This is a genomic window from Candidatus Avelusimicrobium sp. (genome assembly GCF_050873505.1).
In the GTDB taxonomy this organism is placed as follows: Bacteria; Elusimicrobiota; Elusimicrobia; order Elusimicrobiales; family Elusimicrobiaceae; genus Avelusimicrobium.
In genome coordinates this window covers 76650-90167 of the sequence record NZ_JBNMIY010000004.1, presented here as the reverse complement: position 1 = coordinate 90167, position 13518 = coordinate 76650, and the positions used below count along the sequence as shown (strand labels likewise).

The following is a 13518-nucleotide window of genomic DNA, read 5'->3' as shown; positions in this document are numbered from 1 at the left end:
CTAGGCTAACAACTCCCCGGGGATAATTTCCAAAATATCCTTTAATTCTTCGGGCGCATCAGCCGGAGCCGTACCCGCAGGAGTGGCGACATCCGCCGAAAAATCCCCTTTTACAAAGGGCTCTTCGTTGGAAATGGCCGCCGATACATTGCCGTTAGCCGCAGGGGCCTGTTTAGGCGCCGCGGCAGGAGCGGGTTTATCGTCCTTGGGCGTGCCGGAAGAAATTTTAAATTTAATGGTGCGGCCGCTTATTTTTTTAGCGGCGGCTTCCAAATCGCCCAACTTGTTTTGGGCCGGGATTTGGTAAAACTCCTTGCCGGGCGGGAAACAAAGGGTCCACTCGTCTGCGGCGAATTGCACCGTGCTGTTTAACATTACGTCATAAACAAACGGGCTCTTTTTAAATTGCAAAAGCATTTTATCCCAAATTTGGCGGTCCGTCAGCGTGCCGGAGGATACCGGGGCGGCTTCTTCTATCACCTCATCATCGGCGATGATATCGTCCACCGTTGGGCGCGGAGTGGGCTTTACAACCGGCGCAGGTTTAACCGCAGGAGCCGGACGGACAGCGGCAGGCGTTACGCGCGGCGCGGGTTTAGGCGTAGGCCGGGGCGTTGGCGCCGGGGCGCGGCGCACAGGCGCGGCCATAGGCGCAGAAGCAACCGCCGGGAGACCCTTTTCCAGGGCTTCCAAGCGGCGCACAAAGTTATCCAAATCCAAGCAACTGTCCATTACCGTAAACAGCCCGACTTCGGCGCTGATTAAGGCGTTATCGGAAAATTTTACTTCTTCGGTAATTTTATTTACCTTGCGCGAAAGTTGCGCTAAAAATCCGGGGGAAACTTTTTCGGTGATTTGTTTGGCCCCTTCAAAAGGTTCTCCTCCTTGGCCCAAGGCAAAATAAAACAAATCGCCCAAGGCGTTTTTTAAATCTTTGAGAAAGGAATTTGCGTCAAAGCCCTCGTTTTTTAAGGTTTCAAAGGCTTGGTGCAGGGCCGCATTGTCCTTTTGCACGAGCGCTGTAACCGTGTCTTTAATTAATTCATCCGGCGTAAGGCCCAGCATTTCGCCTACTAACTTTTCGTCAATACGGTTGCCGGAGTAGGCGATTGCGCGGTCCATTAAGGTCAAAGCGTCGCGCATTGCGCCGCCCGCGTTTTTGGCGATAATTTTGGCCGCACCGGGCGTTAAATCTATGCTTTCCGCTTCGGCTAAATCCAGCAAGTGCGCGCTGATTTCGTCCACCGTTATCGGGCGGAAGCGGAAGGTTTGGCAGCGGCTGACAATGGTGGCGGGCACCTTGTGCTTTTCGGTAGTGGCCAAGATAAAGACCACGTGGGCCGGGGGTTCTTCAATCGTTTTTAAAAGGGCGTTAAAGGAACTGGCCGAAAGCATATGCACTTCGTCCAAGATAAAAACTTTATAGCGGTCGCGCGACGAGGCCAGGGCCACCGTGTCAATAATGGCTTCACGCACCTTTTCCACCTGCGTATTGCTCGCGGCGTCCAATTCCAGTACGTCCAGGTCGGCGCTTTGGGCGATTTCGCGGCATTGGGGGCACTCTCCGCACGGCTCGGCAGTCGGTTTATCGTTGCCGTGCCCCGTACAGTTTAAGGCCTTTGCCAAAATACGCGCTGTGGTGGTTTTGCCGCAGCCGCGCGGTCCGTAAAACAAATACGCGTGGCCGATACGGCCCAGTTTTAAAGCGTTTTGAAGCGTTTTGGAAATGCTTTCCTGCCCCACCATATCTTCAAACTTTTGGGGGCGGTATTTATTGGCCAAACTTACATATTGATGATTTTCGTCAAACATTTCCATAATTAACCTCTAAATTTTTTATTGGCGCGGCGCACCGCGTGGGAATAATCCAAACTGATTTTTCCGGGGCCCAAGAGCGCGCACGGCAGTAAAGCGGCCGCCAGCAGCACCAGCAGCGCTACATACAGTTTATTAAAATCGGACGCAAAAAACACGGCCGCCAACCCCGCCGTTGTAAGCAGGGAGAGCACCGCCGCCGGGCGCGTAAACCAGCCCAGCATTAAAAGTAAACTTAAAAACAGTTCCGCTATCACCACCGTCAGCCCCGCCGGAACGGGGAGCGGCAGGCCCATAGCCGTGGCGTTATACAGAAATTCGCGGCAGAATAATAAACACCCTACGGTAATATATAGGAGCGTCAGTCCGGTCAAAAGCCGGGTTAAAAAGAGCGTCAGCGAAAACATTTTTTCGTCTATATTACAATGTAAATCAAGTTTAGGCACGGGTTCCTCCGGCTAGAATTCTATTTCGGCAGACATTGAAAAATACGTCTTGCGGTTGGCTTCCCGCCGCGGTTCAAACACTTCCACACCGCCGGAAACCGACATCCCCCACAGCACAATGTGCAGTCCCGCACTGACGGCGGCCGCGCTGTCGCTAAGTTCGGCGTACCGGTAGCGCACCAAGGCCGCGTAAGGCGTAATAAAATCGGTTTGGTAACGCACGGACACGCCTGCGGCCTCTTTTACAAACCCTTGTACCACAGCCGTCATAAACGGGATATCCGCCCAACTAAACGTAACATTTGCGGGTTGGGAACTACTATATTTTATCACTTTATGCCAGGCGGCTTGAAGTTTCCAGTTTCCTACGTCGGCCGCCGCTTGGGCGTGAGCCCCTGTTTCGGTCTGCGAGAACGCCCCGCCTGTTAAATCGTTACCCATTTTATCCACATACGAGCGGTAACGCGCCTGATAAAAACGCGCCGAAAGGCGCGGGTTAGTAATGTGTTCCCAGCGGTAGAACGGAAACCACGTTCCGCCCAGGCTATACCCCACGGCCTGATAACCCACCGCCTGCGGCTGCCAAAATCCGTCTGCATTTAGCCGCCAAGTATCGTTTAGTTCGTAGGACACCCCCAACGCGTAGCGGGAAGTGGAGCCTGCTTCGTCAATTTCTTTGTCGGACATACGGTAGTAGCCGTATTCGGGCGAAAGGATAAAACCGTTGTCCAAGTTCCAATCATACGTGCCGCGCATAGCGGCGTAGCCGCGTTCCCCGTTTACGCTGGAAAAATTTATCTGCCCGTAGCATAACGCACACGGGCAGATAAATAAACATAAACAAATAAACGCGGTTTTTACGCGCATCGGCTTATTTGGATTTTTTCGCTTTGGCCTTGGCAACCTTGGCGTCTTCGTCCTGCAAGAACTTGACGTAGTTGGAGGCTTTGCGTTTCTTCCAGGCGCCTTTGTGGTAACCGTAACCGATGATGAGCGGAATCAAGGTCGTGCATTCGCCGTACACCATCTGTTCCAAGGCGGTGGAAACTTTACCCCAAGAGGAAGCCTCTTTCAAGGTAGAGCCGGAAAGAGCCCCGTCGCGCACATCAGCCACCGTGATTTGTACGGCATATTTGTGCATAGGAGCATCCGCACCCAAAATTTCAGCAGCCACAACGGTATCCTGCGCGAAGTTTTTCGGTACGCCGCCGGACCACATCATAAGGCCCGTTTCTTTGGCTTTAATTTTGATTTTGGTCAGTTCCAAGAAGTCCTTGGCGCTGTCAATAGAAACGTGGGCTTCGGGGTGTTGGGTCTGGTGCGCTACAAAGCCGAAACCGGCAGAGCAGTCCGAGAACGCAGGAACAAACACCGGCACGCCGTGTTTGTAAGCGTTGTAAACGATAGAATCTTTGCCTTTGCCTTTGCTTTCAAGCCATTTGCCCATTTCCCAGATAAATTCGCGGGAAGAGTAGGGGCGGGGTTCCAAGGCGTTGCAGATTTTGTGGATGGTTTCGTCGCATTCCTTCAACTGGTCTTCGTCAATATAGGTGTCGTAGATGCGGTCAATGTGCAAATCGCGCAGCAAGTTGTCATCTTGATTGTAAGGAGTACCAATGTAGTGTTTGTAGCCAAGGGCTTCAAAGAAGTCCTGGTCCACGATGTTGGCGCCGTTGGAAACAATCGCGTCAACCATATTGTTTTGAATCATATCCACCACGACTTTCTTCATACCCGCGGAAACGAGAGAGCCCGCAATACACAAAATGACGGAGCACTTTTTGTCGGAGAGCATCATATTGTAGATTTTGCTCGCTCTGGCCACTTCGCGAGAAGCGTAGGCCATATTTCCAAAGGCTTCCACCAAGGGAACCACATTGTATTTTTTGAGGTCAATGTGTTTGATGGTGTCTTTGAGAAAGTCTTTCTTGGTTAATTTTGCCATTTCTTTTTACACCTCTGCTGGATTTATTTACTTCTATTTAGTAAATTATAGTAAATATATTTAATTTTTCATAGGAAAATCGTATAAAAAATACGGGGCCTTAAAAAGGGCCCGAGGAGCGTAAAAATGTATCCCGATTTAAAACAAACCGACCCGGCCGTTTTTGAGGCCGTAAGCCACGAATTAAACCGCCAGCGCGAAAAGTTGGAACTGATTGCTTCCGAGAATTTTACCTCGTTGGCCGTAATGCAGGCGCAGGGGTCTATTTTAACCAACAAATACGCCGAAGGCTATCCCGCCAAACGCTACTATGGCGGCTGTGAATTTGTAGATGTGGTGGAGCAACTGGCGATTGACCGCGCCAAGCAACTTTTCGGCGCCGAACACGCCAATGTGCAGCCGCACTCCGGCGCGCAGGCCAATATGGCGGTATACTTTGCCTTGTTAAAACCCGGCGATACCGTATTGGGGCTTAACTTATCGCACGGCGGACACCTAACGCACGGACACCCGCTTAACTTTTCGGGCAAGTTGTACAACATTGTGGCAATGAACGTACGCAAGGATACCGAAGAAATTGATTACGACGAAGCCGCTCGCTTGGCCTTGGAGCACAAACCGAAACTTATTATGGCGGGGGCTTCCAACTATTCCCGCGTGTTTGATTGGAAACGCTTGCGCGAAATTGCCGATTCCTGCGGGGCGTATTTAGCGTGTGATGTGGCCCACTATGCGGGCTTGATTGCTGCCGGGGAATATCCGAGCCCGGTGCCGTATGCCGATGTGGTAACCACGACCACGCACAAAACCCTGCGCGGGCCGCGCGGCGGGCTGATTTTATGCAAGGCCGCACTGGCCAAGGCCATTAACTCCGCGGTCTTCCCGGGCGTGCAAGGCGGGCCGCTGATGCACGTGATTGCGGGCAAGGCCGTGTGCTTGGGCGAAGCCTTAAAGCCCGAATTTAAAGCCTACCAACACCAAGTAAAATTGAACGCCGCGGAACTGGCCAAACAGTTAATGGCGCGCGGGTACCGCTTGGTGGCAGGGGGAACGGACAGCCACGTAATGTGCATTGATTTGCGTTCCAAAGGTTTGACGGGTAAAGCGGCCGAAGCCGCCCTGGATAAAGCGGGCATTACCGCTAACAAAAACACAATTCCCTTTGACCCCGAAAAGCCGTTTGTTACCAGCGGCCTTCGCTTGGGAACGCCCGCCATTACCACGCGCGGGATGAAGGAAGCGGATATGGCGCAGGTGGCCGCGTTTATTGACGAGGCGATTTCTCACCACGAAGACGAAGCGTACTTGGCAGGAGTGGCCCAACAAGTTAAAAAATTCTTGGAAAAATTCCCGCTGTACCCAACGCTTGCGTAATTTTATTACAGTCCCGGCCGGAGTATTTTCCGCCCGGGGCTTTTTATATTTACGGGCCTACAAAAAAGATAGGTCTTAAAGCCGGATTTTTATAGGTCCAACGGCCCTGTTTATTTAGGCAGCAAACAGGTAAATTAATAGTATCAGGCGTTATCGTAAGGAGTGTCTATGCAAAAACGAATTTTATTTCTTTCCTGTTTGGCCGTTTTACTCGCGCAACCGTCTTTTGCGCAATCAGCCCTGGTGAAGGGTGGCGCAAAGGCCACAGGTAAAAACTTTATTAAAAAAGTCGTTACCCGCATTTACCCGCGTGTCCGGGTGCCCCAAGTACCCTCTGTTGCGGTAAATGTTCCCATAACGCCGATGGCCCCGTCCGTAGCCGTACAAGTATCCCAACAAATTGCCGCCGCCAGCCGCGTGCAATCCTCCCTTTTAAAGGGTACAGCCTTGCAACCCTTTGAACAAAATACGCCGCATTTTTTGTTTACCGTGTCCGCTGCGGGCAAAGACGGCGGTTTTAAAGCAAGCGGTTTTGTGATTGCCGAAGAATACAACGGCGAAACCGTTTTGTGGGGGATTGCCCCACAGGAATATGTGCAATATATGGGCAAGGATGTGGAAATTTCCTTCTATATAAAAGACAAAAAATTTACCTATCCGGCGGAAGTGGTTTTAGCCGGACGCGCGGAAGGCATTAATGCCGCCCTCATCCGCCTGCCCCAAGAAGCCCTGCAAGTAGCCCGCCCTGTAATGTGGGCCAAGGATTACCCCAAAAAGGGCACTAACCTTTTTACTTATGGATATAACAAAGGCCAATACCAAAAAGCGCAACGCCGCGTGCTGACTGCCAACACGGAGCGTATTATAGAGGGGTTAAACCCGGAAGCGGAAGAAACCTTAACCGATGCAGGCGGACTTGTAGTAACAGATAAGGGCGAAGCCGTGGGCTTATCGCTCGGTACTTCGCACCCGCTGGCGGACCGGGCGGAGTGGTACTGGAACCGCTACTCCAACCGGAACTATCCAAAAAAGCAAGATTTATCCAATATTAGCGAAATTGTACCGTTTTCCCGCTTGCAGGATTTATTGCGCGAATACCGCAATCCCGGTTCTGCGCGGCGTGTGTTGCTGTTTGGCGGGCTTCGCGTAGGGAAATTGCCCATTACCGAAACGGTCAAAAGCGTAACCGCGTATTACGAGGACGGGTTTGAACAGACATTAAACCAAAACCCGCTTTTAGAAGTTACCTCTTTGGATACGGGGTTTGAATTTAAAGGTTTGCAAAAAGCCAAGATTATCATCAGCCGGGCGGACGGCTCCACCTATGCGTATTGGGTGGATATGCAGACCCGCAACATAACCTTGGAAGAAGCCATTAAATAAGGGTTTTAAATGGGGGAACAATGCAATACAGGGGTTTAGCCTTGGTGCTTGCCTGCGCTTGCTTTTTGACGGGGCCTGCTTTTGCGCAAGGCAAATTACCGGGCGTTTTTAAAGATTTTAAAATTACACACGCACTGCGTGCCCGCTGGTTTAATAAAGTACGGTTTCAAGTAAACAACCGCTTATTAACCGTGCCCACGCGCTCGCAGGCGGCCAATACCTTGGCCCGGCGCCTGATAACGCCCTTGTTGCGTACAAGCGTTTTAGCACCCGCTGAACCGCGCCCGTTATTGCCCGCGCCTAAAAATATCCGCCAAGCCGTTTTTACCTTACAGCACTCTCCGCAAACGCACGGAAAGGGCTCGGCTTTTGCCGTTACTATTAATGGCAAAATGTGGGGCGTTACGGCCAAGCACGTTTTAAACGATATCGGACGGGAGCCCTATATTGAACTGTTTGATGAAAACGGTAAGCCGTTTTATACGCAGATTACTACGCTAAAAGAGGGCCATTTGCGCGGGGCGGATATTGCTATTTTTAAAATTCCGGAAGAGTTGGGGAAATATATTGTTCCCTTGGAACCCGACGAAAAGTTGCCCTCGCCGCGCCACCCGGCGCAATCGGCCGGATTTTCCCACGGCAATTTTGCGTGGTTTACCAAAATTGATGTTTTGTTTTCCAGCACGCACCGCATTTTGGCGCGCTATCAGGATTTCCCCGTGTTAAACGGCTATTGCGGCTCGCCCTTGCTTGTAAATGGCAAGGCGGCGGGCGTATTTGTCGGCATTGTAGGCAATACCAACACGCAGCGTGCCGCGTGGCGGGCACTTTTGGACCATAAACCGATTAACGATTTTAACCAAATTGTACCAATCCAATGGGTGCGCCGCTTGGCCGAACAGGTGGAAATGCCCGGGCAGCCCGTTGGCTCCTTGGTCCGCGTGTTGGGCCGGCCCATTACGCACTTAACACCCGATGAGGCCGTGGTGCAAATTGAGCAGTTTAGAAAAGGGCGCGTGTTGAAGCAAATCCCTGCGTATCCGTTTATGGATTATCTGCATTTGGAGCGGTTTTTTGATATTGAAGCCAACGATAAAATCCGCGTGGTTATTCAAAAGAACGGACAACCCGGCACCCGCCCCGCTGAACTTCGGTATGATTTAGACATTACCACCGGTACCCTAGCAGGTCCTGCGGACGGCAACTCAATGCGCTAACGGCTGATTAATTGCGCGACACTGTTTCTGTAAAGTCGCACTCTTAAAAACGGCTCCTGCGGACCACAAAAAACAGCCTCGGGGTTGCCGAGGCTAATTCCTTTCTACTGGTTTAAAAGTTCACGTGCGGCTAAATTTCCGCCCGCCGCGGCCTTTTCCAGCCAAGCCCGGCCCTCTTTTTTATCCTTGGGTACGCCGAGGCCCTTCCAATAAATCTGCCCGAGCACATATTGCGCCGCGGTATCGTTTTGGGTTGCGGCTTTTTTGAAAAATTCAATCGCGAGCGGCACAGAACGCTCCGTGCCTTGGCCTTGCATCAGCATAAAGCCCGTCATATATTGCGCTTGGGCAAGTCCCCCCTCGGCCGCGTTGGAAAACCACGCAAAGGCGTCTTGATAATTGGCAGGTTCAGCCTTATACGCCCGCTCCCCCAAAGCATATTGGGCAGACGGATTTTTGGCTTGCGCCGCCGCGCCCAACAGTTCTAACGCTTTGTTTTCGTCTTTTTCTGTCCCTTCGCCTTTTTGGTACATTTCGGACAGTTCAAACGCCGCCGCAGATAACTGCCCCTCCTGCCAAGCAAGCGTAAAATAGCGCAAGGCTTCCTCGTCGTTTTTGGTAACGGGATAGCCCATACGGTAGCCCTCTCCGGCGGAAAGTTTGGCTTGGCTGTCGCCCTGTGCGGCTAGTAATAAGGTGGCTGAAAAACGATTGACCACATCGTAAAAATCGGGGTCCGCCTCCCGCTGGGCGCGCAAGGTTTCCTGCGCTTCCGGGCTACCCATAGCGGACGCCTTTAAATTCCACAAAATACTATCGCCCTTGCTCGCGGAAAGGCCACCAAGGCCCTCGCTGTAAAAGCGCGCGAGTTCCGTTTGCGCGGCTACATTGCCCGCCTGCGCGGCCAGTTGGAGAAAAGGCAGGGCTTCCTCGTAATCTTGCTTTACCAGCGTGCCTTGGATGTATAACTGCGCGAGTTTCCACGCGGCGCCCGTATCGCCTTGCGCGGCGGCCTTGCGGTACCACTCGGCGGCTTGTGCGCCGTTAGGCTCTACCCCAAGGCCCTGCGCATAAAAATCCCCGGTTTTTACCGCAGACGGCACATCCCCGGCCTGCGCTTGGGTTAAGGTTTTAGCAAAGGTGCGCTGTTGTGGCGTTTTGTAAAAGGCAAACGCATATATCCCGGCCGCCACGAGCAGGGCAACCGCAATTTTTAGAAAATTCTTCATATGATTCCCCGGATGCTTTTTATATCTCTTTTTATTATACCTGTTTTGCCGCCCGTCATAACGGGCAAACTTATATGTGCTCATATTTACAAGGTCATCCTGAATTTAGTGGCCAGCAGAGGGCGGCGCGCAGCGTGCCGTCATCCCGGAAGGTTTTTATCCGGGATCTCGCTCTTATTGCTGTCATTCCCGAGTGTTGTAGTCGGGAATCTGTTTTTGCCGTAGTTGTTCTCTTCCGAAACGACAGATCCCCGACAGAAACATTCGGGGATGACAAGGGAAAAGGGCTTTTTATAAAAAAGCGGTCATTCTGAACTTGTTTCAGAATCTGCTTTTGGTATAAATGAAAAGCACCCCGGGCTAATTAACCCGGGGTGTTCCTTTTAAAGCGTTGGTTATTTCGCTTCTTTTTTATCGTCCAAAGCGCAGGGCACTTTGGGGCTGGCGGCGACTAAGTCTTTAATCGGCTTAATCACTTGGGCTTGTTTTTTCATTGTGCACGGGCCGCCGATACAGCCACCCTTGCAACTCATTACTTCCAACAGTTGGAAGTCGCCCACGCCCTTGGCAAACGCATTAAGCATTAACATAGCCTTTTTGTCCAGGCCGTTAATCGCCATTTTCTTAAAGGGACGTTTGCCCGCAATCGCGTTTTCCACCGCTTGGGCCACGCCACCGGTTACACCGTAGTAGCGGGCTTCGCCGGAAATCGCCGGGTCAAGCGGCATTTCCTCGCACTCGGCGGGATTGATGCCCTTGGCGTCCAGCATAGCGCCCAATTCTTCGTAGGTCATTACATAGTCAATATTGGGGTCTTCCATCCCTTCCACGCGTTTAGACACGCACGGCCCGACGAATACGGTAACAAAACCGTTTTTCTTTTCAATATCGGCGGTGTAAGAGGCCGGGGTTTTGGTGTGGGAAACAAAATCCCTCAACGCCGGCAAATGCTTTTTGACAGCTTGAATCCACGCCGCACAGCAAGAAGTTGTCATAAAGCGGGCGCCGTTTTCCAAGCGTTCCACCAGTTCGCGCGCTTCGTTGGCGGTGGTGATGTCCGCGCCCAAGGCGACTTCGGTTACTTTATCAAAACCCGCCTTTTGGATAGCGGTCATCAGTTGCGGCAAGGTGCAGTCAAACTGGCCGACGATAGACGGCGCAATCATCGCACAGACCTTGTGGGAACTTTTTAATTGGGTCAAAATATCAATTAATTGGCTGCGTTCCATAATGGCGCCAAAGGGGCACGCATCCATACAATGCCCGCAGGAAATACACTTGTCAAAATCAATTTTGGCAAAACCGTTTTCGCCCTTGTGGATAGCGTTTACCGGGCAGGATTGCTCGCACGGTACGGGCACATAGGTAATGGCGTTGTAGGGGCAGACAGCCTTGCACTGGCCGCAGTTTTTGCACTTGTCGGCATCAATGCGGGAGCGCCCTTCGCTAAACGAAATCGCACCGAATTTGCAGGCCTGTTGGCACGGACGCGCCAAGCAGCCTTGGCAGGCCTCGGTTACCAAATGGCGGGCCTTTACACAACCCTTGCAGGCGATATCCATTACGGTCAGCGGGGTTTCCGGCACGGCCTTGCGCAGGAGGGCGTCTTTGGCGTATTTGTTAAGAGACGTGGCTTCGTCGTCTTTTTCTACGCTTCCGCCCAGCGCGGCCAACGTGCGGGCACGGAAGACGGCCCGTTCTTTGTAAATGCAGCAGCGTACCGTAGATTTGGAATCTTTCGGCAGCACTTCAAAGGGAATGGTTTCCGCTTGGGTTTCAAGCGTACCTTTATCAAACGCGGCAACCACCCGTTTGAGGGCTTCGCGTTTAAAATACACGGCTTTATTGTCAGATGTATTCATAATTCATATATTTTAGCATATTTGTATTGCTGTTTTAGGCTTCCAAACGCACCAAAAGCGGATTGTGGTCGGAGCCGCGCGTAATGCGTACGCCCGCGGCTTTTACGCGCAGGCCGCGCACGAACAGATAATCCACCGGACGGCCCAAACAGCGGGTGCGGTTGTCGGGCTCAAAGGGCACTTCGGCGAGCCCCGCCGCGCGGGCCATACAGGATAACAAACGGCGGCGTTTTAGGCTCCAAGCATTAAAATCACCACCCAAAAGCACGGGGCCGCTGTAATTGAGTAACAGTTCGGCGGCGCGCTTTAAATTGGTGTCAAAGGGTTTCAGCCCCCTAAAATTAATAGCGTGGACGTTGATAACGAGTAAAGAACGCCCGTCCGCAAGCGGGATAAGCGTAGAGAGCGTCATTTTGGGCACGCGCAAGAGCGGTTCTCTTTCGCCTGCTTTAAAGGCAATTTGAAGCGGTTTTGCAATGCACCCCGTCGCCACACCAGTGGGACTGTTTTGACGGGAAAAGAAACTGACGGCCCCGCTCCAATGATAGGGCGTTTGTTCCATTATTTCAAACACTTCGGGCGAGCGGCGCACCTCTTGCGCCAAAAACAAATCCGCGGCCGCGGCCACTTGTTTAAATTCGTCCTTCCACGGTTTTTGCTTGCTCTTTTGCCAGTTCCACACGCACACGGTAAAGCAGTTGGGGAGCGTGGGGGCGGTGGGGCGGCCGTGCTGGACGAGAATTTTATCTGCTTGGGGTTGTTTGTAAAACATATTAATAATAGGGCGTTAATAATTTAAACGCGTTGTCGCGCAAGGTGCGCCAAAAGGGCGGTTTGTCCTTAGATAATTTTTCTTGGAACGCGCCTGCTTTTTTGCGCGCGATGATTTGCGCCAACTTTTCGGCCAAGTGTTTATCGGTGCACTCCATATTGCACTCAAAATTGAGTTTAAAACTGCGCACGTCCCAGTTGGCCGAACCGACAAAAATCCAAGCCTTATCTACCAATACGATTTTGCTGTGGTCAAAGGGCGGTTGGGTGCGGTAGATTTTTACGCCCTTTTTGAGGAGTTTGGCGAAATTGGCGTGCATTGCGTAGTCCATCCCCAAGATATTGCTTTTGGAGGGTAAAATAATTTCCACATTTACGCCCCGCATAGCGGTTACTTCCAAGGCGGACAAAATGTCGCTCTCCGGCAGGAAATACGGCGTAACAATGCTCACCTCGTGCTGGGCGCAGGAAAGCGCGCCCAAAATCAGTTGTTCCAGTTTGCCGTAGTCGCTGTCGGGTCCGTCGGGGATGATACGCGCAGGCATATGGCCCGGGAGTGCCTTGGACTCTTTAAAGGAAACGGGGATAAAGTGGCGTTTGCCCGCAAAGAGCCAGTCCTCTTCAAACACGCGCGACATTTGGTCCACCACCGGGCCGGAAACCTTAAAGGTAATGTCCTGTATAGGCTCTTTGGGGTTTGTTTGAACGAGGTTACCAGCGGCAATATTCATCCCGCCAAAAACGGCGGTTTCTCCGTCCACAATTAAAATTTTGCGGTGGTTGCGCAAATTGACAAAGGGCAAGTTAATAGGACTTTTGGACGGTAAAAAGACGGCAAAGTCTATGCCTTTTATTTTGCGCAGGGCGGCGGCAATCGTGGGTTTTGAATAATTAAGGCCTACGCCGTCCACCAATACTTTTACCTTGGCTCCGTTTTTAACGGCTTGTTTTAAGGCGGGGATAAAAAGTTGCCCCGCGCGGTCGTTATCAAAAATGTAACTTTGCAGGAGGACTTCTTTTTTTGCACTTGCAATTAAGCGGCACATTTCCGGATAGGCTTCGTCCCCATTTAATAAGGGTTCGGCGTAGTTGCCAAAGGAAAAAAGTTGCGGGTGAACTTTGTAGCCAAGGCGCAAAAGTTGCAGAAACGACCGCGGAATTTCTTGGCGGATTTCCTGTTCCGTTTTGCCTGTCAGCGCCATTAAGTTCGGCCCTTTGTTACGCAAGGACAACGCCTTGCGGCGGATGCGGTTAATGCCAAAGAGAACGTAAATAATACTGCCCAGCAGCGGGGTCAGCCACACAAGGCCAATCCAGCCGATAGAACTTTTTACATCGTCCTTATAGCGCAAAATATGCGCCGTTACAAAAATTTGCAACAGTACATATAAAAACCCGGCAATACTAAATGAGGAAAGCGAAACCGTATCCATATTCATACCTCTATTATAGGAAATCTGGGGAGAAACGAAACAA

General features: G+C 51.7%; 11 protein-coding genes. 3 read left to right on the top strand and 8 right to left on the bottom strand.

The genetic code is table 11. The features are described 5' to 3' along the window. Genes dnaX through ACR0QV_RS03330 form a run of 4 tightly spaced genes read right to left on the bottom strand, consistent with a single transcriptional unit; the run spans position 1 to position 4206 of the window. Positions 1–1818, bottom strand: coding sequence for a DNA polymerase III subunit gamma/tau (gene dnaX, locus ACR0QV_RS03345; protein WP_432634583.1), 1818 nt, complete (start codon positions 1816–1818; stop codon positions 1–3). A gap of 2 nt (positions 1819–1820) precedes the next feature. Further along, on the bottom strand, positions 1821–2261 hold the full coding sequence (locus ACR0QV_RS03340) for a DoxX family membrane protein (RefSeq protein WP_432634581.1): 441 nt from the start codon (positions 2259–2261) through the stop codon (positions 1821–1823). A gap of 12 nt (positions 2262–2273) precedes the next feature. Then, positions 2274–3128 (bottom strand): hypothetical protein, encoded by an 855-nt coding sequence (locus tag ACR0QV_RS03335; protein WP_432634579.1) that lies wholly within the window; start codon positions 3126–3128, stop codon positions 2274–2276. 4 nt (positions 3129–3132) lie between these two features. Beyond that, positions 3133–4206 carry a 1,9-bis(guanidino)-5-aza-nonane synthase gene (locus tag ACR0QV_RS03330; protein WP_428054481.1) on the bottom strand — a complete coding sequence of 358 codons (1074 nt, stop codon included), beginning with the start codon at positions 4204–4206 and terminating at the stop codon, positions 3133–3135. A gap of 126 nt (positions 4207–4332) precedes the next feature. Between ACR0QV_RS03330 and glyA the strand changes: the two genes are divergently transcribed. From glyA to ACR0QV_RS03315, 3 genes are all read left to right on the top strand, one after another. Continuing rightward, positions 4333–5580, top strand: a complete 1248-nt coding sequence (gene glyA, locus ACR0QV_RS03325) for a serine hydroxymethyltransferase (RefSeq protein ID WP_432634577.1) — start codon at positions 4333–4335, stop codon at positions 5578–5580. 168 nt (positions 5581–5748) lie between these two features. Beyond that, positions 5749–6963, top strand: coding sequence for a hypothetical protein (locus ACR0QV_RS03320; protein ID WP_432634575.1), 1215 nt, complete (start codon positions 5749–5751; stop codon positions 6961–6963). Positions 6964–6983: 20 nt separating this feature from the next. After that, positions 6984–8180, top strand: a complete 1197-nt coding sequence (locus ACR0QV_RS03315) for a hypothetical protein (protein WP_432634573.1) — start codon at positions 6984–6986, stop codon at positions 8178–8180. A 104-nt stretch (positions 8181–8284) separates the two neighbouring features. On the opposite strand, the gene ACR0QV_RS03310 is transcribed toward ACR0QV_RS03315, so the two are convergent. From ACR0QV_RS03310 to ACR0QV_RS03295, 4 genes are all read right to left on the bottom strand, one after another. Then, positions 8285–9409 (bottom strand): tetratricopeptide repeat protein, encoded by a 1125-nt coding sequence (locus ACR0QV_RS03310; RefSeq protein WP_432634571.1) that lies wholly within the window; start codon positions 9407–9409, stop codon positions 8285–8287. Between the two features lie 395 nt (positions 9410–9804). Beyond that, a complete protein-coding gene (locus tag ACR0QV_RS03305; protein ID WP_432634569.1) occupies positions 9805–11271 on the bottom strand; it encodes a monomeric [FeFe] hydrogenase in 1467 nt (488 codons plus the stop codon). 34 nt (positions 11272–11305) lie between these two features. Further along, entirely contained in the window at positions 11306–12043 is a 738-nt protein-coding gene (locus ACR0QV_RS03300) for an endonuclease/exonuclease/phosphatase family protein (RefSeq protein ID WP_432634567.1), read from the bottom strand. 1 nt (position 12044) lies between these two features. Beyond that, positions 12045–13481 carry a phospholipase D-like domain-containing protein gene (locus ACR0QV_RS03295; protein ID WP_432634565.1) on the bottom strand — a complete coding sequence of 479 codons (1437 nt, stop codon included), beginning with the start codon at positions 13479–13481 and terminating at the stop codon, positions 12045–12047. Positions 13482–13518 lie beyond the last annotated feature (37 nt).

Coding starts and splice junctions, on each gene's coding strand:
- ACR0QV_RS03320 (WP_432634575.1), top strand. CDS start 5,749: ATGCAAAAACGAATTTTATTTCTTTCCTGTTTGGCCGTTTTACTCGCG.
- ACR0QV_RS03300 (WP_432634567.1), bottom strand. CDS start 12,043: ATGTTTTACAAACAACCCCAAGCAGATAAAATTCTCGTCCAGCACGGC.
- ACR0QV_RS03315 (WP_432634573.1), top strand. CDS start 6,984: ATGCAATACAGGGGTTTAGCCTTGGTGCTTGCCTGCGCTTGCTTTTTG.
- ACR0QV_RS03295 (WP_432634565.1), bottom strand. CDS start 13,481: ATGAATATGGATACGGTTTCGCTTTCCTCATTTAGTATTGCCGGGTTT.
- ACR0QV_RS03310 (WP_432634571.1), bottom strand. CDS start 9,409: ATGAAGAATTTTCTAAAAATTGCGGTTGCCCTGCTCGTGGCGGCCGGG.
- glyA (WP_432634577.1), top strand. CDS start 4,333: ATGTATCCCGATTTAAAACAAACCGACCCGGCCGTTTTTGAGGCCGTA.
- dnaX (WP_432634583.1), bottom strand. CDS start 1,818: ATGGAAATGTTTGACGAAAATCATCAATATGTAAGTTTGGCCAATAAA.
- ACR0QV_RS03335 (WP_432634579.1), bottom strand. CDS start 3,128: ATGCGCGTAAAAACCGCGTTTATTTGTTTATGTTTATTTATCTGCCCG.
- ACR0QV_RS03305 (WP_432634569.1), bottom strand. CDS start 11,271: ATGAATACATCTGACAATAAAGCCGTGTATTTTAAACGCGAAGCCCTC.
- ACR0QV_RS03330 (WP_428054481.1), bottom strand. CDS start 4,206: ATGGCAAAATTAACCAAGAAAGACTTTCTCAAAGACACCATCAAACAC.